16 protein-coding genes and 6 pseudogenes are annotated in these 21527 nt (G+C 35.2%); 7 read left to right on the forward strand and 15 right to left on the reverse strand.

Features of this window, described 5'->3' with window-relative positions; translation table 11 throughout:
- Window positions 1–6: 6 nt before the first annotated feature.
- From mraY to der, 4 genes are all read right to left on the reverse strand, one after another.
- Window positions 7–987 (reverse strand): phospho-N-acetylmuramoyl-pentapeptide-transferase, encoded by a 981-nt coding sequence (mraY, locus tag OOK90_RS00540; protein ID WP_209472500.1) that lies wholly within the window; start codon window positions 985–987, stop codon window positions 7–9.
- 580 nt (window positions 988–1567) lie between these two features.
- Window positions 1568–2110, reverse strand: a complete 543-nt coding sequence (locus OOK90_RS00545) for a demethoxyubiquinone hydroxylase family protein (protein WP_006279362.1) — start codon at window positions 2108–2110, stop codon at window positions 1568–1570.
- A complete protein-coding gene (locus OOK90_RS00550) occupies window positions 2085–2606 on the reverse strand; it encodes a disulfide bond formation protein B (protein WP_010963042.1) in 522 nt (173 codons plus the stop codon). Before OOK90_RS00550 ends, OOK90_RS00545 begins: the two co-directional genes overlap by 26 nt.
- The gene (gene der / locus OOK90_RS00555; RefSeq protein ID WP_010963041.1) at window positions 2603–3928 is read right to left on the reverse strand and encodes a ribosome biogenesis GTPase Der; all 1326 of its coding nucleotides are present in this window, start codon (window positions 3926–3928) and stop codon (window positions 2603–2605) included. Before der ends, OOK90_RS00550 begins: the two co-directional genes overlap by 4 nt.
- Before the next feature lie 131 nt (window positions 3929–4059).
- Between der and OOK90_RS00560 the strand changes: the two genes are divergently transcribed.
- Window positions 4060–4269: a hypothetical protein gene (locus OOK90_RS00560; RefSeq protein ID WP_010081834.1), complete on the forward strand. Its 210-nt coding sequence runs from the start codon at window positions 4060–4062 to the stop codon at window positions 4267–4269.
- Window positions 4270–4278: 9 nt separating this feature from the next.
- Here the strand turns inward: OOK90_RS00560 and OOK90_RS00565 are convergent.
- Both OOK90_RS00565 and OOK90_RS00570 read right to left on the reverse strand, forming a co-directional pair.
- Window positions 4279–5422, reverse strand: a pseudogene (locus OOK90_RS00565) (transposase).
- Window positions 5423–5718: 296 nt separating this feature from the next.
- Window positions 5719–6111 carry a TraR/DksA family transcriptional regulator gene (locus tag OOK90_RS00570; RefSeq protein ID WP_010963040.1) on the reverse strand — a complete coding sequence of 131 codons (393 nt, stop codon included), beginning with the start codon at window positions 6109–6111 and terminating at the stop codon, window positions 5719–5721.
- 106 nt (window positions 6112–6217) lie between these two features.
- Between OOK90_RS00570 and OOK90_RS00575 the strand changes: the two genes are divergently transcribed.
- Window positions 6218–6865 carry a heme exporter protein CcmB gene (locus tag OOK90_RS00575; protein ID WP_010963039.1) on the forward strand — a complete coding sequence of 216 codons (648 nt, stop codon included), beginning with the start codon at window positions 6218–6220 and terminating at the stop codon, window positions 6863–6865.
- 476 nt (window positions 6866–7341) lie between these two features.
- Here OOK90_RS00575 and OOK90_RS00580 read toward each other — a convergent pair.
- The 3 pseudogenes from OOK90_RS00580 to OOK90_RS00590 all read right to left on the reverse strand — a co-directional run.
- Window positions 7342–7662, reverse strand: a pseudogene (locus OOK90_RS00580) (class I SAM-dependent methyltransferase); the annotation flags it as partial.
- A 6-nt stretch (window positions 7663–7668) separates the two neighbouring features.
- Window positions 7669–9015: pseudogene (locus OOK90_RS00585) on the reverse strand (IS110 family RNA-guided transposase).
- A 265-nt stretch (window positions 9016–9280) separates the two neighbouring features.
- A pseudogene (locus OOK90_RS00590) lies at window positions 9281–10132 on the reverse strand (IS110 family RNA-guided transposase); the annotation flags it as partial.
- Between the two features lie 216 nt (window positions 10133–10348).
- On the opposite strand from OOK90_RS00590, the pseudogene OOK90_RS00595 reads away from it, so the two are divergent.
- A pseudogene (locus tag OOK90_RS00595) lies at window positions 10349–10756 on the forward strand (IS4 family transposase); the annotation flags it as partial.
- Between the two features lie 7 nt (window positions 10757–10763).
- Here OOK90_RS00595 and OOK90_RS00600 read toward each other — a convergent pair.
- Window positions 10764–11307 (reverse strand): annotated as a pseudogene (locus tag OOK90_RS00600) (DUF6444 domain-containing protein); the annotation flags it as partial.
- Window positions 11308–11804: 497 nt separating this feature from the next.
- On the opposite strand from OOK90_RS00600, the gene OOK90_RS00605 reads away from it, so the two are divergent.
- The 3 genes from OOK90_RS00605 to lepB all read left to right on the forward strand — a co-directional run bounded on the left by OOK90_RS00605 (window position 11805) and on the right by lepB (window position 15618).
- Window positions 11805–12830, forward strand: coding sequence for a Fe(3+) ABC transporter substrate-binding protein (locus tag OOK90_RS00605; RefSeq protein WP_010082338.1), 1026 nt, complete (start codon window positions 11805–11807; stop codon window positions 12828–12830).
- A 203-nt stretch (window positions 12831–13033) separates the two neighbouring features.
- Complete coding sequence (locus OOK90_RS00610) at window positions 13034–13921, forward strand: aspartate carbamoyltransferase catalytic subunit (protein ID WP_006280416.1); 888 nt, start codon at window positions 13034–13036, stop codon at window positions 13919–13921.
- Between the two features lie 950 nt (window positions 13922–14871).
- Entirely contained in the window at window positions 14872–15618 is a 747-nt protein-coding gene (gene lepB / locus OOK90_RS00615; RefSeq protein ID WP_010962911.1) for a signal peptidase I, read from the forward strand.
- A gap of 7 nt (window positions 15619–15625) precedes the next feature.
- Here the strand turns inward: lepB and hscA are convergent, their stop codons facing one another.
- Genes hscA through iscU form a run of 4 tightly spaced genes read right to left on the reverse strand, consistent with a single transcriptional unit; the run spans window position 15626 to window position 18612 of the window.
- On the reverse strand, window positions 15626–17374 hold the full coding sequence (hscA, locus tag OOK90_RS00620; protein ID WP_264705941.1) for a Fe-S protein assembly chaperone HscA: 1749 nt from the start codon (window positions 17372–17374) through the stop codon (window positions 15626–15628).
- On the reverse strand, window positions 17352–17810 hold the full coding sequence (locus OOK90_RS00625; protein ID WP_209473383.1) for an iron-sulfur cluster co-chaperone HscB C-terminal domain-containing protein: 459 nt from the start codon (window positions 17808–17810) through the stop codon (window positions 17352–17354). The genes hscA and OOK90_RS00625 overlap by 23 nt, the downstream gene beginning before the upstream one ends.
- Complete coding sequence (locus OOK90_RS00630) at window positions 17803–18216, reverse strand: HesB/IscA family protein (RefSeq protein WP_209472564.1); 414 nt, start codon at window positions 18214–18216, stop codon at window positions 17803–17805. The genes OOK90_RS00625 and OOK90_RS00630 overlap by 8 nt, the downstream gene beginning before the upstream one ends.
- A 12-nt stretch (window positions 18217–18228) precedes the next feature.
- Entirely contained in the window at window positions 18229–18612 is a 384-nt protein-coding gene (gene iscU, locus OOK90_RS00635) for a Fe-S cluster assembly scaffold IscU (RefSeq protein WP_007548853.1), read from the reverse strand.
- Between the two features lie 191 nt (window positions 18613–18803).
- On the opposite strand from iscU, the gene ftsY reads away from it, so the two are divergent.
- A complete protein-coding gene (gene ftsY / locus OOK90_RS00640) occupies window positions 18804–19715 on the forward strand; it encodes a signal recognition particle-docking protein FtsY (protein ID WP_010962907.1) in 912 nt (303 codons plus the stop codon).
- On the opposite strand, the gene radA is transcribed toward ftsY, so the two are convergent.
- A complete protein-coding gene (radA, locus tag OOK90_RS00645) occupies window positions 19702–21045 on the reverse strand; it encodes a DNA repair protein RadA (RefSeq protein ID WP_264374231.1) in 1344 nt (447 codons plus the stop codon). The two genes, ftsY and radA, sit on opposite strands and share 14 nt — an antisense overlap.
- Window positions 21046–21527 lie beyond the last annotated feature (482 nt).

The raw sequence follows: 21527 nt of genomic DNA on the forward strand, positions 1-21527 counted from the left end.
AGGTTTTTATAATAAGAAAGTTATAGTAAAAACTGAACAGATAATAGAAATTATCCAAAATTTCATAACGATTACATTTTCTGACCATCCCTTCTTCTCAAAGTGATGATGTATTGGTGCCATAAGAAAAACTCTTTTTCCTTCTCCATATTTAAACTTTGTATATTTAAAATATGATATCTGAATAATAACAGATAGAGTCTCTATTACAAAGATTATTCCAATAATGGCAAAAAGCATTTCTCTTTTAATTAGGACACTAGTTAACCCTAAAGCCGCACCTACCGACAAGCTACCAACATCACCCATAAATATTTTTGCTGGATGTGTGTTAAACCACAAGAAACTTAGAATAGCTCCTATAAATGCAATGCAGAATAAAGTAATATTCATATCTGCCTGAGTTATATATGCAATTAGCCCCAAAAAAGCAAAGGAAGTGATAACTTGAGTTGCAGCAAGGCCATCCAAACCATCTGTGAGATTCACAGCATTAGAAGAGCCGACAATTACAAACGCAGCAAACGGAACATATAGATAGCCAAAATCTATTATTACTCCTTTAAATAGGGACGTTTTTGTAAAACATTCAGCAGAGTATAGCTTAAGTATAAACACACCAACCAGAGCAACAATAAACTGAATAAGTATTTTGGTTTTTGCACTTAAACCTCGATAGTGATTTGTCTTCAATTTTAAATAATCATCAATAAATCCAAGTAGAGCAAAAAATAGAGTTATCAATATCAGCAGCAAAATTTCTGGTGTTAACTGAGCCCAGAGTAAAATTGGTAATAAAGAAGAAATCAGTATTATTATTCCGCCCATAGGTGGTACATTCTTTTTTGTTATTAAATGACTTTCTGGTCCACATGATCTAATTGGTTGCCCATCTTTGCTTATTTTTTTTAGAAGCTTTATAAAATAGGGAAAAAGAATAAACCCAAAAACAAATGAAGTAAAAAATACTTTTGTAGCTAAGATCATCTACTTACTTAAATTGACTAAGTGTCATACCACCTATAGCTAATAAAGTCAACTTCTGTCATCCTATAGCCTGACCCACAACTGTACGAACATTGTGATTTGGGCCCATCAGTAGGGTGTCATCCCAGTCTGGAATCCACAACTGTACGAACGTTGTAGTTTGGACCACCAGTGGGGTGTCATCCCAGTGCCCAGACACTGGTTCTATGCAACTTAATTAAAAACGTTTGTTTTAGTGTAAGACAATTACCTTTAGCTTATCAGCTCAGTTATAAGCAAAATTTCTGGATTCCAGACTGGAATGACACCATTTGCTGTGCAATTTACCTTCAAAAATGAATGTTCGTACAGTTGTGAACCTGTGGCAGGTATTACATAAGAGCATTTCCCTCTTCTAAATTAAAACGCACTTTTGCCTCCTTTGCAGTCTATACTTTAGATGTATTTAATTTACAAATACTAATTATTTATTAATAATGGTGATATGTAAATATAGTTATAAAATAATTGTTACACTTGAATTCCTTCCTGGTTTCTGTTGTTATCAGAACATTTAAAACACTTTAAGAAAGCTGCTTAGTTAAATTAACTTAGACAAGTAAATAGCAGTTTTGCAGCCTGTTTTTATGAATGATGATAAAATGTTGTAGCCAAATGCGCTTTCAGCATTGTGCTGAATTGCAATATCTTTGTGCTCTAACTCCTCGTCGCGAAATTTACTTATAGTTTCTCTTAATTCCCCATCTTCTAAATGTGAAACTTGCTCTTTGTAGTGCTCCCCGATAACTTCTTCAACTGCAGCAGTGCAAGCCATAGCAGCTTTTTTGCCCATAATGGCAGTTGCAACGCCAAGCGACACTCCTAAAACACGCCAAACAGGCAACAAAACAGTAGGACGAACTTTTTGCTCTTTGATTTTCTCATTAAAATAGTGAAAATGCTTTTTTTCCTGCTCTTCCATTTCAATTATTTCATTGATTATAGAAGATTTCTTAAGAATAAATTTTTGACCAGAATAAATGCAAATAGCTCCATATTCTCCAGCGTGATCTACTCTAATTGCCTGTTGCAAGAACTGATTGTTGCTGTACCTTAAATTATTTAGATTTCTTTCTTTCTCCACAATACACCTTACCTGATACGAACAGAGCTACTATGAGATAAATTAGATTCCATGTTGCTAAGGAAACACCTAGAACGTAATGAGGTCTGTCACAAGATGGAGAGTAATTAGGATTTAGTAGATTATTTCTGAGCTCTTCTATACTAACGTTACTACTTGCTTGCTCTGTACAACCTAAAACATCATGAAATAAGTGGAGTTCAAGACCTATATGATAAAAAGATATTACTGCACCTATGAGGTAGCTGCAAAACATTGCATAGATTAGAATTTTGTTGTCTTTAAGCATGCACGCTACTGCAAGTAATCCAGCGATATAGTAAACTATTCGCTCGTATGTACATAACTTGCATGGCAGCATGTTGAAAAAATATTCTAGCACATATGCAAAAATTAGAGCAGCGGCACTCGACAGCAGAAAGATTGCAGGAATTCTGGAATTATTACACATAACTTTAAGTAAATTATCCCTGAAAGTATAAAGCAGAGTATTCATTTTACATAGGGATTTTTATTTTTTTTCAAAAGCAATCTAACTGGCACACCGTCTGCAAAGAAATTTTTTCTGAGATCGTTAATTAAATAGCGTTTGTAACTTTCATCAACACTTTCAGGTATGTTACATATCAAAGAAAAAGCTGGAGGTTTAGTACCAATTTGAGCGATATACTTCATTTTAACTGCTTTGCCTTTTACAAGAGGGTGAGAATGTTTTCCTACAGCATCTATGAGCCACTTATTCAGTTTTGCAGTGCTGATCTTCTTGTTCAAGGATTCACTCACTTCAAGACACTTATCTATCACATCACCGCAGCGCATGCCTTTTAACGCAGAAATTGTTATAGTTGGCACTTCCAAGAATAACCTGGTTACTTCCTGTTGTTTGACAAATTTTATTAACCTGCTTCTGTCATCCTTACCTATTAAATCCCACTTATTTAAAACAACAATAATCCCTTTCCCTCCCTTAATTGCAGCTTCACCAATTGATAAATCCTGCTGCTCAATACCAACTAGGGAGTCTAGCATTAAAACTACCACATGAGAGCGCTTGATTGATTCCATGCTTTTCTCAACAAATCTTGATTCTAAGCCATCTACAACATTCGCCTTTCTGCGGATTCCGGCAGTGTCAATTAGAGTAATTAACTCTCCATCATGATCATATGTAATATCCACAGAATCACGTGTGGTACCTGGCTCTGAACTTGTTATTAGTCTGTTTTCTGCAAGTAAACCATTTAAAAAAGTTGATTTTCCAACATTCGGACGGCCGATGATCGCGATCCTCAGCCTACTCAGTTCATTGTTAGGTAACTCAGTGTTCTCGTTAAAATTTTCAATAACACCAGCTAATGCATCATAAAGATCAACCATGCCAAGATTATGCTCGGCAGAGATATACACCGGGCCAAGAAAATCAAAAAACTGCAAATAATCAACATTTTCGGATTTATGACTCTCGCATTTATTTGCTACTAGTATTACAGGTTTATTTATTTTTCTCTTCAGCCACTTTGCAAACTCTTCATTTCGCTCATTTTGCACTTTTGCATCAACAAGAAAGAAAATTATGTTTGAATTGGATAAAGAAAATTCGATTTGTTCAATAACTTGTAGTGAAAAATTAGTTTGGTCGTTCCATCCTCCTGTATCTATAACTTTAAACTCCAAATCGCTAATTCTCCCCATTCCCTCTCGCCTATCCCTTGTCACTCCTGGAATGTTACTCACTACTGCTGCTTTTCTTCCTACTAATCTGTTGAATAGGGTCGATTTTCCAGCATTTGGTAGGCCTACTATGGCGATTTTTAGCATAATTCAAGGGCATGTTCTATATGAAGTAAATTATAACCGAAACTTTTCAATTTAACTATTGACTTCGTAGATTATATAAGCATACTACAGTTAGAATTTTTTTATTTCGTTATGTAAAATATGGGGTAGTTATGCTAGTGTCAGAGCAAATAGAGAGTGTAGATAGAGAAGAATTAAAGCAACAAAATCATATACATAAAGATACAGAGTATTCGGAAGAGACGACAATATATGGGCATATTAATCAACATATGGAAAAAAACATCTCAAATACATTGCATGAAATATATGATGCTCTTATGTCATATAACGAATCGGAACAGCCAATGGCGTCAACTTAAGAACTTTCATTAGCAAACTCTCCTAAAGACATGATGGCGTTTAGGCTTATCTACTTTATTGCGGCTGTCCCGGTCGGATTTTAACTTTAGCGCGTATACTTAAAAAGGGCTTGAAAGTTTTTTGGCGCAATAAGTACCTGATAGAGTTTCTGTCTCATTACACTAAATAAAACTGAAAAATTTAAACGATACTCAGTAATTTGATCTGGGTTCCAAGGCCCTTGTGCATCACATATATGAAGCGATAATATATTGCACATGACCAAGTTTGCCCAAAATTCTTGTAATACAGCCTCTCCAGAAAAATTCTCTAACTCTGCTCCTACTTTGAGTCGTTTATAGCACTCCTCTATGTGCCACCTTAACACATAAGCTTTGCTCCAAAGTCTCGGTCAAAAACTCTGTTTCTCAGTTGGCTAATGTCAGCACTATAACTCTTACTTTCTGTCCTTTCATTTTATTTTTTAGCTTTTCATTTTCTAATATAAAATCAAAATCTAATTCGCCAGCGTTCCCATAGCTTACTATAATTTCTTTTTTGCAAGCGAAAAATAAAATCTACTTCCAAATTATAATGCTGCTGAATGAATTTTACTGAAGACGATCATAGATAAATAATAATTTCTCTTGATTTAATAAACGCATTTGAGTGATAACTTCGGGTAATTGCTCTGCCGCCAACGTTTGTTCACCTATATTCCAAGCTGCAAGACGAGCACTGCAAATCAATGAAGTACACAAATCAACAAACAAATTGCCAATGGTGCCTGTTGTTCCATTTGGTTCAAACTCGGATACAATTTCCCCAGAGCTGGGTAATCTCATACCAGAACCATCTGCTGCAATAAGTCTATAGCCTCTCCAACTCAGGTTCATCCTGATAGGCTGTTTGGATGCTTAAATTCTTGAAAGCCTGTATGGCAAATCTTATATCTTGCTTTAGAAAAAGCTTGCTTTGAGGGTACATGTCAATGGCTCCATAAGTTCACATTCTATTCCCAAACTTTTTTTAACTAACTTTAAAATCATAGAAAATACTGTCGAAAAAGGAAGTTTTCTTGTTCGTGTAAAACTCAACACAATGGATTTTCTGAAAAGTTTTCGAGTATATTATATTTTTAATTTGTAGAATAAGGTTTTTTCCTTTTTGCATATTTCACCTAAAAAGGACACATTTTAGACTTCTTTGTTGAAATAAAACAGAAACAAAAGTGCTGTCCCTTGCACTCTTTGGATAATTTAATGATAAAAAATTTGGAGAGAAATTTTATACACTATCGCTGATATTTTTCCTTAAGTTGACGCCATTGCCTGAACGGATACAACTTAATTTTTAATCTGCAGGAGTCAAGTTGAGAATGTCCAATTTTCCACTTTCTTTATAGCATAACATACTTCAGCGCCTCTTGCTCCTCTTGAAGTCCAATGGGCTCACCACTTATGTGTAAATTAATCGTTAATGTTGTACACGTTCTTTTCTTTTTCTACTCTCTCTTGCTCTTCAATACAATATATAGCAAGCGGATTAGCTTTAAGTCTTTCGACTCCTATTTCTTCTCCTGTTCCATCGCAGTAACCATAAGTGCCTAATTTTATTTTTTCTAACGCCTCCTTAATTTTTTCTTTTCTATCTTTTCGACGCTTGATTAATTCCTCGTTTCCACTATCTTCATCAGAATAGTATGTATCAATACTATTATCTTCTAGTTCTTGTTTCTCTAACTCAGCGAGTATTGATTGTAACTTTAAGCTGAAGTATTCCAGTTGTTTTACGCTCATATATTCTTCATCTTCTGAAGGAGTGTAATCTTCTGGTGACTTTATTTTTGGTAACTTTTCCATAATTGCATTATCAAAAAAATAATAAAACCTATATAATTTATGAACAAAAAATTATACTACCTCAAAGTAAACACTATAATTTATAATAAACATTTAAAAGCCTAGTATGATCGACTCAGTAAAAAAATTAGTAATAGATGATAAGAACTTTACCTATATAGTATGTATTTTTATCATAATGTTAAGTTTATCTTCATTTACACTTAAAAACAACAATAAACAAGAAGTTATGTTAACATTAACATGGATATGTGCTACATTTGTTTTGCAGATTTCTACAAATAATTTGTTTACATCTGATTATCATGATGGAATATTAGAGCAAATCTTTGTACAGCCACTCTCTTCTAGGCTTATAGTTGCTTATAAAATTTTCGCTCACTGGTTATTATTTGGGTTACCGATTTCAGTAATTTCTTCCATATTCAGCTTTGCAATTCTAGGCAATAGTATTGAACACTCAATAGCAGTTGGAGTGTCTTTATTATTTAATACGCTGATAATCACTAATATTTCAGCTACTGGAAATGCATTGATGATTGGTCAAAACAACTTAGCATCAGGAGTATCGCAAATTCTTGTTTTGCCAATGATAATGCCAACCTTTGTGTATTTTAAAATGCTAACTCAATTTGAAAATTTATCCTTGAATATTTATACACTACTAATCACCATCTTAGTTTTTGTTATTTTGATTGTTAACAGCACCATAACTACTCACATGGCACTAAAATTTGCTGTGGAACAGGATTGAAAAATCTTACTGTTATTCAGTAGACTTCTTGCATAACCTAGAAAAAAGGCAAATAGTTATTATAGATTTAGGTTTATCGACAATTTGAAAAACCTTCATTCCAGCATCCTTCCCTGTCATCCAAGTAGCCCTTCGTTGTCATCCCAGTGTCAAAAACTGGGATAACAGCTAACCTGACAACCGTCATCCCGCTACTTGTTAGCGGCTAAGAGATACCGTGACGGTATGACGGTTCGCGGTGGCATGACGATAAGCCTCATCATCCCGCTACGTGTTAGCGCCGCGGCGGTATGACGATTCGCAGCGGCATGACGAGAAAGGGGCTACTTGGATGATACCTTTTTTCTACTTAGTTTGGGTTATGCAAGAAGTCTATTCCTTCATAAGGAGAAGTAGTTAAAGGAATTTACTCTATTTCTCCCTCTTTTTTTATTATTTTTAATCTATAGTTAACGTAAAAGAGATATGCAAAAACTCTATTGATCCATAGTCTGCAAATTATTAATAACACTTACTTTAAAGAACCTCACTTTACGCTGATCTTTGAGCGCTCTTCTGTGGTATTTTGTAAGAGTATAACTTGTGAAATCGTCTTCCCTATAGATTAAAGAGTTACACTGCTTTATATGTGATGCTATCCACTCTGCATAGTCCTGATGATCGGTTGCAATGAATATTTCCCCTGTTATAAGTATTTTTTTTGCTAATAAATTTAAAAATTCCGTATTAATTAATCGTCTTTTATTGTGACTTCTTTTTGGCCATGGATCTGGAAAGAGAATAAAGAATCTTCTAAGAAACTCCTAAGAACCTTCTTCATCTATCGGCTCCTCTTTCATTAGTATATAACCAAATTCCTTTGCTTTTTTAGTCAAATTTTTGACTACTCTCTCTTTGTAGAGTGTTTCATAATAGTTCATTCCTTTTTCTACATATTCTTGTCCATATTTTAGCATATTATAAAAAATACATGCTAATTTCCTTGCTGTAGCAGTGATCGCTTTTGGTATCCCTAGTCGCTTCTTTAACCTCCTGCAGTATGCACCAAGTGCAGTGTTGCTTCTTGATACACAATGAGCAGCAAGTAGCAAGGCAGTTGCAGCACGATTAACAACTTTACGAGTTCTTGTTCCAATAATTTTCCCTCCTGTAATTTTATTAGCAGGACTTAATCCGAGTCAGGAAGAAAAATGCTTTTCTGTCCTCCATTTATTGTGATTTATACCTGTTTCTGAAATGATAGCCTGTATACTTAATACATCAAGTCCTGGAACTCTAGTAAAATCCATCCCCGTTATTCGATATAAATCTTCATCTACGGCAAAATCTGGACTATTCTTCTGTTTTCTCTTTCGTGTCTTATTCAATGCCCTGTTCTCATTCGACTTTGTTTCAAATGTTTTATAGTAATTTTCTATACTTTTATCACATCCCGTTATTTGCTCTTGAAAAAAAGTATATGCTGCATATTCTTGTTTTAGCACAAACAAGTGTTCCTCTCTATAATCACCAGCTAACGCTTTTGCTATAGTAGACTGATCATTTTTTATTCGTGCATCCCTGAATTTAGCCAATTTCTCAGGATCTCTTTCGCCTTCAATTATAGCTTCAATGATTTTCATACCAGTTATCCCAGTAATATGACTAATAACCTTGTGTAATTGAATATTCATTTGAATTAGCGCTTTTTGCATACGTTGAGTATGTTTAGCTGCATTTTCAATTAGATTAGCACGTTGTCTAACGTAACTACGCAGTACACACATTTGATTATCCGGTCTAAATGATCCTTGAAGCAGTCCATAGCTGTGCAATTGTTGCAGCCATTGACAATCTTGAACATCAGACTTTCTACCAGGCACATTTTTGACATGTCGCGCATTTACTAATTTTACTTCAAATTTATGTGATTCTAATATTTGAAATAAGGGAATCCAATATACTCCAGTTGACTCCATGGCTACAGTTCTAACCTGACACTTTTTTAACCACTTTGCTAAGTTGTGTAGATCTACTGTAAAGCACCCAAATTTTTGGATACGTTGTTCATCTCTTCCTTCAGGTACACATACATAATGTACAGTCGAGCCAATATCAATCCCTGCTGCATCAAGGTTTATTGTTTTTAATTTACTTTTTGCTTCTGCCATATAAAATCCCTCCTATATTATTATGATAAGAAGCACTTCAGCTTGGGACGGTTAGGTTATACAATCTTCTAAACGAGGTAGCCCAAAAAGAACTCCATCAATGGTTTTACCATTTCCCCCAAAACCATGCTTTCAAACGGGCATTTATAGCACCATTGATTGTTTCGGTTATAGCTGCAGAAGCGCTTCTTCATAACACTATACCCAAAGAACATAAAGTAAAGAGGGAGTTTCTTTTTGGTTTTACAGATTTTATCTGTTCTGGGCTTTCAACAAGCTTAGAATAAAAGGCGCCAAGTATAGATTTTGACCTTGTAGCAGCCATAGCGGCTGTAAAGAGCTTTGAACGAACGTTACTTCTACCACCTGTAATCCTTCGGTAACCAACAGCTTTACCACTTTCTTTTGGATGCGGTGCAACTCCGGCAAGAATTGCTACTTCTTTTCTATTTAAGTAACCAAGCTCTGGCATTAAACACAAAAAATCTTGTGATAACTTTTTACCTATTCCAGGAACTGTTTTAAGAATTTTTTGGCGTTGTTGTAATTCGCGGCTTTCATCAATAATCTTTTGTATAGTATCATTGAGTTCGTTTATTTGACTATCGAAAAACTCAATGGTCTTTTGACAGCTTTCTTTTATATGATCATTTTCCGGTGCTTCAAGTCTGCATTTTTCTTGAGTTCTCATTTGCGTAATATCATCACGACGTTGACAAAGTGCAGCCAAAGTTGATTGTTCTGTAGAGGTAGGTACAAATAGAGAGATAGTTCTATGGCGTTCAAATCCATATTGAGCAAGAGCTCTTGCATCTGATCTATCAGACTTTGCTAAAGTTCCGTGAGATAAAATAAAGCTTTTTACTTTACGAGTATTAGCTCGATGCACGGCAATATTTTTGTCGGTAAGAAAATGTGATAAGCCAAGCTCATATTTCCCTGTATTTTCTAAAGTCACTAAAGCATTAGGTAGAATATCTGAAAACTCTTGAAATAATTGTTGCCAACCAGAAGCATTATTATCAAATTCGACAGCATTCTTCTGTTTGTGAATTGCAACGACATTTTTAAATTTTCCGATGTCAATGCCAATAAAATTTTGATAAGATGTAACCATAATAAACCTCGATAGTTTTAGTTAATTTAAGATTGTAAACGGGTGCATATATATGTCCCAAGCAACTATTCAAACGTATCGAGAGATAGGGCTAGCGTACCTTGATACCAACGGTTGTAATACCAATTTCCTTTCGGTCGCGCACGCCCGCTATTCCTAGTGAGCAGGGTTATCTTTCTCTCTTATCTCTTTTATATCACGTTTTTAACTTACAATTGCCTTAGATGGAAAATAGAGATATTACATAAAATTTTAAATCCGGTCTCAAAGTTGAAGAATGTAGGCTTGGAATAGCAGAAAGACTAATGAGATATCTAACAGTTATGAGTATTATTGCTTGGAGGATCTTCTTTATTACATCAATTGCAAGAGCTAACCCAACATTACCATGTACTACCTTATTAGCTGAAGAAGAATGGAAAGTTTTATACGTTAAAATACACAGAAAACCATGTCCAAGTGTAGTTCCCAACATAAAAGAAGCTGTTTCATGAACTTGGAGGCCATTTAGCAAGAAAAAATGACCCAAAACCAGGACCAATTACTCTTTGGAAAGGATATAAACGTCTCTTTGATTTAGCAGAAGGATGGCGACTTGCTCACGAACCTCATATTTGTGGGTAATAGTAAGATTTGATATGCTGCCAACACTTATGTTCAAATTAAAAATGTCATTTATGATACTAGCCACTTCACGCTTTGAGTTTTTGTAAAATCCGCTGAGTGCTGCAATTATAGACTTAACCCTTGGACCAAATGTATCTGGCGTAACACCTTCTGGTAACTTGCTACTTTTTCTTTTTCTGCATCTCCAACAACGACCATGTTCCAATTACTACATAAGGCCTAATTTCCGGAAGATCAACTTTTTGGTGAACATAAGGTTTTTCGCATATTACAAGCTCTCCTCCGCATTCGCAAATATTAGGCAACTCTATTTTTACTACTTTATCCGCTTCCATTGTGGCATGAAAATTTCCTTTATGCCCAACCTGATCGCCAACATTCCTTTCGCTTTTTGGCTTGTCCTTTTTTATTTTGTATAGCTCTTTTGAGCTGGGCAGGGATGAGTTTTTTGAATTTAAACCGAGCCTTTCCTTTAATTCAGCGTTCTCTATCTTTAAAGCTTTATTTTCTGCTTTTAAGTTTTCTATCTCTGCTTTCAGTTTTTCTATTTTTTGCTGTAAATTTTTGCAAAGTTCTCAAAGGTTTACCACATTACCTCACTTTTGCTCTATGATTATCTTTATTATCTTGCTTTGTCTACCTTATTCTACCACTCCGCTGAACGGATACAATTTACTAAACAGAAAAAAAGGCAAAAGAAACCCTAGGGTAGCTAGTTATTCACTATCCATTTTTTAAGTTGGCATTTTTTAATGTTTTAAATAGCGCATTTCAGCTTATATTAGGTAAAAACCTAGAAATTTTATAAAGACATAAGGTGCACATAGTGCAAAAAATTAAGCATGATTTACGCCAAGTACATTAAGTTTTTTGTCATTAATCCACTGCAGAGATTGCGAAGATAAATAAATAGCTTCAGTGTTATAATAAGGGGGCTGGCGAAGCTTGTCAAGGAAGTTTTTATGATTTATCTAACGAACTTTACACTTGCTAAAGTTGTACCATCTTGGTAACTTTAACTGAAAGAAGTTATTTTTTATCCAATATGAAAAAAGCCTTTATATTCACATCCTTAATAGCAATTATATTGATAGTTATTACTTATTTATACAGAAACGACGGAACTAATGACTCACAAGTGGTAAATGTTTATTCATCGCGCAAAGAAGAATTAGTACGTACTTTGTTTGATGAATTCACGAAAAATACAGGTATTAAAGTACGTTACATCATTGATGATTATTCTCAGCTACTTTCACGAATGGAAAACGGTGGTGAAGCTGACTTATTTTTGACTGCTGATGCAATCAACTTAATTCTAGCAAAAAAAAGAGGACTTTTATCTCAAGTAGATTCAGAGGTTTTAAAAAGTGTTATACCTGCAAGATTTAGAGACAGTGAAGATTATTGGTTTGGTCTTACAAAAAGAGCTAGGATATTGGTTTACAATAAAGAGTCAGTAGACCCTAAGGACTTAAGTACTTATGAAGATTTAGCAAATGAAAAATGGAAAGGAAAAATATTAGTGCGTTCTTCTACAAGTCCATATAACAGATCGTTAATTGCTTTTATGATTGCAAATAATGGTTTTGAAAAGACGAAAGAATGGGTAAGCGGAATTGTGAGCAATATGGCAAGAAAACCAAGTGGTGGTGATACTGATCAAATTTACGCCGTAGCAGCGGGTGAGGGAGATGTTGCAATAGTAAACAGCTACTACTTTGCGAGAATTCTTTCATCAGAAAATAAAAAGAATGTTGCAGACAAGCTAGGGGCTTTTTTTCCTAATCGCAACGATCACGGTGTAATGGTAAACATCAGTGGTGCAGCAGTAACAAAAAACGCAAAAAACAGGGAAAATGCTATAGTCTTATTGGAATTTTTAGTAAGCAAGCAGGCTCAAGAGTTATACGCTAAAAAAAACCAAGAATATCCTATTATTGAAGGCGTTGAGACTTCCGATATACTAAAATCTTGGGGAAATTATTCACAAAGTGATTTGCCTCTAAGTGAACTTGAGAAGCATCTTTTTGAGGCTGTTATGATAGCGGATGAGTGTAAGTGGAAGTAATCCCCAGCGCCACTAAACATTGGGATGAAAGATTTATGCTGATATACCTTACTCTTGACTCGCTGAACTTTTTCTTCCTTCTAACTTAATTTTGACTTTACTATCTTTTTCCGTTCTTTCACCAAAACAATTGCTGCACAAGAAGTCTATTGAAAAAAGGTAATAAGAAAGTAGAATAGGTTCAAGTAGTTGAAAAGGAAACTATGAACAAGAGAAGGAATTTGTTAAACATCTCAGACCTTACAGTCGATGATGTAGAAAATATAACTAAGTTGGCCAACCAGTACCTTAAAAAAGAAGTTGCAAATAGTCATATCTTGGAAAATAAGACAGTAATAAATTTATTCTTTGAAGATTCAACGCGTACACTTGCGTCTTTTGAAATAGCAGCAAAAAGCCTTGGAGCAAATGTTGTAACTTTGCCAATAAGATCTTCTTCTATTAACAAGGGAGAAGATCTAAAAGACATGATCAAAACATTAAATGCAATGAATCCTGATTACATAATAATCAGGCATAAAAGTAGTGGTATCATTAATACACTGGCAAAGTATGTTAACTGCTCGCTAATCAATGCAGGCGATGGAAGTAGTGAACATCCAACTCAAGCTCTTGCAGACTATCTTGTAATCAGCAATCACAAAAAGCAAATAAAGGACCTCAAAGTTGTGATATGTGGAGATATTCTGCACAGTAGAGTTGCAAGATCAAATATAAGATTGCTAAAAATGTTTGGAGCAGAGATAAACTTGGTCGCACCACCAACTTTGATTTGTAAGCATTTTCCTGAAGTAGATTCAGTCCATTATTCATTAATTGAAGGTATAAAGGATGCTGACGTAATTATGCTTTTGAGATTGCAGAAAGAGCGCATGAATAATAGTTCTTCAGAGAAAGAATATTTTTATTTGTATGGACTTGATTCACAAAAGCTATCATACGCAAAACCAGATGCGATTGTTATGCACCCAGGGCCAATAAACAGAGGGATTGAGATTAGCAGCGATGTAGCAGATTGTGTTATTTTACAGCAAGTAGAATTTGGATTGGCAATACGTAAGGCAGTGTTGCACTATTATAGGCCTTGCTAATATTAAAAGATGCTACACAACTAATGCAAAAAGGGGGGGCATGAAATGACAAGGCTTGTAAATGGTTTGAGAATGGCCATTAAGATGTTAAGGCCGAGGATATGGTGTGGAAGTTTTTACGAAAGCCTGAAGTCAATCAACAACCTTGCAGAACGGCAAATTAGACGGCTATCGTAAAAACAGCTTTTTCACCTGGTCGGAACATGGAGAAAGATTTGTGGAAAGAATGTTGTCGATATTTTTGACATCACGTCTCAATGGCCAAAATCCCTTCCAAAAGTTACGACTGCTTAGTTCTTTATTCATTCTCACAATCCGTGAACGGTTACAACCTAGATTCCAGTGGGCTTTGTTGCATCGCTAGCTATGATGGATTAAAGATAAAAAAGATAGGGAATATCAGTAGCTTATTATTCTGGTATTTATAACAAGAACGGTCAATGAATACCTAAATTTGAGTAAAAGAAATTTCACTACCATTTACCAATCCGGCTAAAATTCAAGAATTTCAATGCTTTAGCTATTTTCAATAGAATTAAATTTATTAATATAAATAACAAATTACTATTCTTAAATTTGATCAGATTGATTGCAAAAAAAACAAGATTTTCAATAGGTTGCTTATAATCCTAACTATAGTTAGCCTTTCATAAGTAGCGATGCAACAAAGCCATTCCAGTGTCAGCTACTTTCATAACACCATATTACCTTAACAAAAGCAAATGTTCGTACAGATGTGCATCAGCTACTTTCATCTGCCACCTGCAAATTGCAATGTTCGTACAGTTATGTGTCACGCTACTTGGATGACACCGTTGAAAGAAATGAACCGCCTTTTCAAAATTGTTTTGAATAGAGGAATAACATTCACAAGTAAAATTTCATATTACCATTTTTTAATTTATGTATTATAATAAGCTTAATCTATAAGAAAAACAAAGTTGGAAAAGTTGGAAGAACTAAGCAAAAACTGGGTGATAAGAACGGGAAGATTTTTATCTTCATTGTTTTTTTTACTGTTGATTGCGCTATCAATACGTAGTTTTTTATTCGAGCCATTTCATATACCTTCTGGTTCAATGAAAAGCACCCTACTTGAAGGGGATTACATTTTTACTAGTAAATATTCATACGGTTACAGTAAACACTCCTTTCCATTTTCTCCAAACATTTTTAGCGGCAGGATTTTTTATACCCCTCCAAAGCGTGGCGACATAGTAGTTTTCAAACCCACAAGAAATGACAGCATCAGGTTTGTTAAGCGAGTAATAGGAACACCAGGTGACAAAGTGCAAATGATAGAGGGAGAATTATACCTAAATGATCAGAAAGTAGAGCGAAGGCAAATTGAAAGTTTTTTTGATTATGAGTCAAATCGTAACATACCAAGATATATAGAAACGCTTTTAAGTGGCAAGGAACATGAGATTTTGGTAGATGACATTTCTAATAAGCTATCATATAACACTCCGGTTTATTATGTACCTAACGATCAATTTTTCGTTATGGGAGACAATAGAAATAATTCTTTAGATAGTAGGTTTCCTGAAGTTGGTTTTGTACCAATGGAAAATATCATTGGGCGTGTAAGCATAGTTGGTTTATCATTTAAATTAGGAAAGGTCGATTGGTTACCATTTAATTTCAGGTTACCTGTTGCTTTGAGATTAAATAGGGTATTGCACAAGGTTGTGTAAGCTTTTTCTACCTATTTGTTAATTCACACAACTCTAAAGAAGAATTTTCTAACTCGGCGATAGTGTTGTTAATTTCATTCAAGTCATTGCCTTGTAAAGCGTTTTTTGCATTTTGTAATAGGTTTTTCAACTTTTGATCAGTGGAAAGGTTATTATTGTTTTCAACCAAGTGTATGAGTTTATTTCCATTAATTTTAGCACCTGCAAGGGAACGAGCCTTCATATCTTCGTCAAAACTGTTTATTGACTGGTTAACCATATTTTGAACATCAGCTTCACTCAAGCCAAAACTTGAATTTACTTTAACTGTCTGCTCAATTCCAGTAGTTTTTTCTCTTGCAGTAACAGTCAAGATTCCGTCAACGTTAACTGTAAATTCTATTTCAACTCTTGCAGAACCTGCAGGCAGTGGAGGTATACCTTTTAGTTCAAACTGCGCTAGAGATTTGTTATCCTCTATCATTTCACGTTCTCCCTGACAAACATGAATTTTCATTGCTGTTTGCCCATCAATATAAGTTGTAAACTCTTTTGTTTCTGAAACTGGCAGTGGCGTATTTCTTGGTATGATTTTTTCAACTATGCCTCCCATAGTTTCTATGCCAAGTGATAGAGGTAAAACATCCAGGAGAATATTCCTATCTTTTGAGCTCGAAGTTAAATCATGAGCCTGCAGAGCTGCCCCAATGGCAACTGCTTTATCTGGATCCACGTCATTTAGTACTTTATTTCCAAAGAGTTTGACTAGTGAATTTTGAACCAATGGTGTTCTAGTTGCACCACCAACTAAAATTACTCCTTTTATATTATCAATTTTAAGATCTATGTTGCTTATAGTACGAGTGACTATATTGATAGTCTTATTGACCAAAGAACTGATTGCCTGCTCGAATTCTTCTCTGGTAATTTTGCACTCAAATGGCTTGCCGTTAACATTAAATTCAAAGATACCTATAGTGTGATTGCTTAGGTACTCTTTCACAGAGCGTGATTCGATAAGTAAGGAATTTAGTTGCTTAGCCGTCTTTTCTCTATACTTATCAATCACAATTGAACTCAGCAAATGATCAAAATCATCACCGCCGAGTTTGGTGTCACCACCAACCGCAAGGACTTGAAACACTCCTTGGTGCAATTTCAATATCGAAATATCGAACGTTCCGCCACCAAGGTCATAAACTGCATATATTCCACTGCTATTGTTCTTTTCAATGGAGTAAGAAAGCGCTGCAGCGGTTGGCTCGTTAACGAGGCGAAGAACTTCTATTCCAGCTAATTTTGCCGCATATTTGGTTGCGTTACGTGCTGAATCGTCAAAGTAAGCTGGCACAGTAATCACTGCTTTTTTTACTTCCAGCCCCTTAGACTTTTTTACCCTCTCACATAAAGCTTTTAATATCTCAGCAGAAATCTCAATAGGAGTAAGATACTTTTCCTCTGCGCATTTTATTCTAATAACTTTTTCGCTTTCATGATCTATTTCAAAATTGACGCCTTCTTTATTTAATTCTTCAACACTTTTACCCATTAAACGCTTTATTGAGTAGATTGCATTTTGACCGACATCGTAGCCAGTTTTCAATGTATTATTTTCATATGAAAGAGCAGAAGGCAGCAGTTCTCTTCCTTGTTCATCTTTAAATATCTCCACGTTGCCAGCTTTATTTACCATAGCAATCAAAGAATTGGTGGTGCCAAGGTCTATACCAAAAACTACTTCACTTGAATTTGGTTCAGAAATTTGAATTGGTTGCATTCTTTTTCACCTCCTCAAATGACTTATATAAATATTTCAATCTTAAGACTTGTGTAGCAGCTCCATCAAAATTCTTTACAGCAAAAGTGTTAATTAGGTTTTTAACGCAATCTTTTATTTTTTCATCAATCATCCTGCTTGCAAATTGTAGATCGTCGCAGTCCAGCAAATACTCTCTTATTTCCATTGATTCACTTAATATTTCAGAATTTAAGTGGTCCTTTTGGCTTTTCACATCAAAAAAATCCAGCAAATGCTCAGCACGCTTTAGCGGTGACTTTAGTATCTGATAAGCTCTGTTAATATTTTCCATGTTTTGGGACTGTCTTTCATTTATATCAGTCCTGCTTAGCTCGATATATTTTTTCTCTAACTCATCAAAGCTGATATTGAAAGCTGGTTCAATTTCAAACAATGCAAAATAGTTGCTAGACATGAAAACTCTCTCCACAACCACATTTTCCTTTCTCATTAGGATTTTTGAAAACAAAACCCGATGAAAATTTTTCTTCTACATAATCCATTTCAGAGCCAAGAATAAACATGACGGATTTTGGATCGATTAACACTTTAACTTTTTGGCCATCACTACAGTTTTCCTCAATTATCGACTCTAAAGGACGAGTATCATATGCATATTCAATATCATATTTTAAACCAGAACATCCTTTTTGCTTAATTAGCACTCTTATTCCTATTGCTTCTTCCGGTTTCTCAAGGTTAGCATGCTTTTTTTGATCCAATAAATACCTTATCCTTTCTACTGCTTCCGCAGTTATAGTGATAAGTTTTTTATTCTTTTTTACAGTTTCACCTCCGCCTACTTCTTGATATTCACCCATGTTCGTAGCTTCTTAATTCTTTTGTTTACTTTGATAGTCATGAATAGCAGCCTTTATAGCATCTTCAGCAAGTACCGAACAGTGTATCTTCACTGGAGGTAAAGACAACTCTTCCACTATTTGAGTATTCTTTATCTGTGTAACGTCACTGATGGTTCTTCCCTTTATCATCTCTGTTAACAAGGAACTTGAAGCAATGGCAGAACCGCAACCAAAAGTTTTAAATTTTGCATCTTCAATAACACCTTTGTCATTGACCTTTATCTGCAATTTCATTACATCACCGCACGATGGTGCACCAACTAGGCCAGTACCAACATTTGGATCATTTTTATCCAGAGAGCCAACATTCCTTGGATTTTCGTAATGATCTAAAATTTTCTCATTATAACTCATAAAATTACCTGTGAACCGCTATTCTACATTATAACATATTTAGGTTAAAAACTAAAGTAAAATACACTCAAAAAGTGTAATTTTTGTAAGGTAAAATTGTAGTTTTTGAGTGTATTTTACTTTACAAATTCACGTAGTGCATGTCATTCTTTATATTGTAATTAAGTTTATAATTTAAAAAGGAGTATCCCTTGAGTTTGTTTAGTAACCTTTATCAGGGCCTGTTAAAAACTTCTTCTCGCTTTAGCGACGGGGTGAAAAGTATTTTTTCTGGCAAAAAAAAATTAGATCAGTCGCTTTTAGATGAATTAGAAGAATTGCTAATTAGCATGGATATTGGTCATAAAACTTCCAAGTTGATTATCGATAGGCTCACAAGCATCAAATTTGACAAGGAAGTTGAGTATAATACCATCACACAGCAGCTAATGAGCGAAATAGAATCGATATTGAACCCTGCTGTGCAACCGCTAATTTTAAACAAAAAACCACATATAATAATGGTATGCGGAGTAAATGGTAACGGTAAAACCACGACTATAGGTAAGCTCGCATATAAATATAAGGAAATGGGAAAATCCGTTATGCTTGTTGCATGCGACACATTTAGAGCTGCTGCTAGTGAACAATTAAACATTTGGGCAGAACGTTCTGATTGCTTGATTGTTACTGGAGAGTACGGTAGCGACTCTGCAAGTGTGGCATATAGAGCTGTAAGTCAAGCTATAAAAGATAACGTTGATGTTGTTCTAATTGACACAGCAGGAAGGCTGCAAAATAATGTGAACCTTATGGAGGAGTTATCAAAAATATATAGAACGATAAAGAAATTGGATGACACTGCCCCTCATGACGTTATTTTAGTTCTTGACGCAACTACCGGCCAAAATGCTTATAGCCAATTAGAAGCATTTAGCAAAATGGTTAATGTTACCGGGCTAATCGTAACAAAGTTAGATGGCACTGCTAAGGGCGGAGTGGTAATTGGACTTGCAGAAGCTTATAAGATAAAGTTACATGCTATAGGAATTGGCGAAAATATAGAGGACTTAAGGGAGTTTACTAGCAAAGAATTTGCTGAAGCGTTATTTAATTGTAATTAAAGACTTCTCTTAATTCCCTTACGTGACCAAGCTTGATTATTTCAATATCATGAGAAGAATAGTTACCATTTTTAGGCATAATTGCTTTTTTGAATCCTAACTTTTGTGCTTCTTTTAGTCTGAGATCAGCATGCGAGATGTTCCTAATTTCTCCTGAAAGTGCAACTTCACCGCAGATTATTGAAGAAGTTGGCAGCGGTAAATTTACTATACTTGAAATAAGGGAAGCAGCAACAGCAAGATCAGCCGATGGTTCCTGTATTTTGAGTCCCCCTGCAATGTTTAGGTATACCTCTTTATCATGCAAAAACATTTTGCAACGAGCATTTAGCACCGCGATGATCATAGCCAATCTATTAATATCCCACCCAACTACTGCCCTTCTTGGGGTTGCCATATTAGTTCCTGCTATTAATGCTTGAACTTCCATTAAAATTGGTCTTGAACCTTCAATTCCTGCAAATACGGCGCTGCCAACTACTTCTCTGTCATGGGCCATCAGAAACAATGATGATGGGTTATCAACAGGCACAAGTCCTGCTTCAGACATCTCAAAAACACCAATTTCATTTGCAGGGCCAAATCTATTTTTAATAGTACGCAAAATGCGATATTGATTGCTATTTTCACCTTCAAAATATAATACCGTATCCACCATATGCTCCAAAGTTTTAGGTCCAGCTATTTGTCCATCCTTAGTTATATGACCAACTATTAAGAGAGAAATACCATATTGTTTCGCAAGAATGGTTAATTCATGTGCGCAAGTGCGGACCTGAGTTACAGTTCCTGGTGCTGATGTAATTCTGCTATCATACATTGTTTGTATAGAGTCAATTACTAAGAATTTAATACTTTTGTTTTCCTTTATTGTTGCTACTACATCAGTTAAAGACACTGTAGATAAAAGCTTAATTTTAGGTTCATTTATCTTAAGACGCTTTGCTCTGAGACTCACTTGCTCTAAAGATTCCTCGCCGGATACATAAAGACATTCAAAAGAGGAAAGTTGCACAACATTAGCTGCAATTCTAAGCAAAAGGGTGGATTTCCCAATTCCAGGTTCGCCTCCAATTAAAATGCTAGCACCTTGAACGATACCCCCACCAAAAACTCTATCTAATTCTTCTATTCCTGTTAGAAAACGACTTGGAGTGATAATTTCGCTACCTGATAACGTCTTTATTAAAATTGGCGCAGATATACTTCTTTTGCCCGTTTTTACTGCTATTTCCTCAACAATTGTATCCCAATTGTCACATGCAATACACTTCCCTACCCACCTACCAGTGCTGTGACCACAGGATTGACATACATATACAGTTTTCATCAAAGCCAAAATTATTTTGTTGTAATTGTAATAAAAATTAGCTGAATATGCGAAGTAAATCTATAGCTAACCCAAGAAAGGGTTCCCTATGTCATACCGCGATTCATTCGCGGTATCTCTAGATCCCGCTAACAAGTAGCGGGATGACGAGCTTATCGTCACGCCGCCGCGAACCGTCATACCGCGATTCATTCGCGGTATCTCAAAGCATAGATCCCGCTAACACGTAGCGGGATGACGGTTGTCGTTTAGCTACAAACGTTAAGAAATTTACCAAATGAAAAAAAAGGCAAAAGAAGCCCTGGGGTTATTATCCGCTTTAAAATATTGGCGTTTTTTATGTTTTAAACGCTTGACAAGCAAGATTAAGCTGCTTTTAATTGCAACTAACTTACGCTGCAAATGTTTAAGAAGTTTACTAAGCAGAAAAAAAGACAAAGAATCCCCGAGTTAGCTAGTCTTTTACTATCTCTGTCGAGTAT

The organism is Wolbachia endosymbiont (group A) of Ancistrocerus nigricornis (genome assembly GCF_947250785.1).
Lineage (GTDB): Bacteria > Pseudomonadota > Alphaproteobacteria > Rickettsiales > Anaplasmataceae > Wolbachia > Wolbachia pipientis.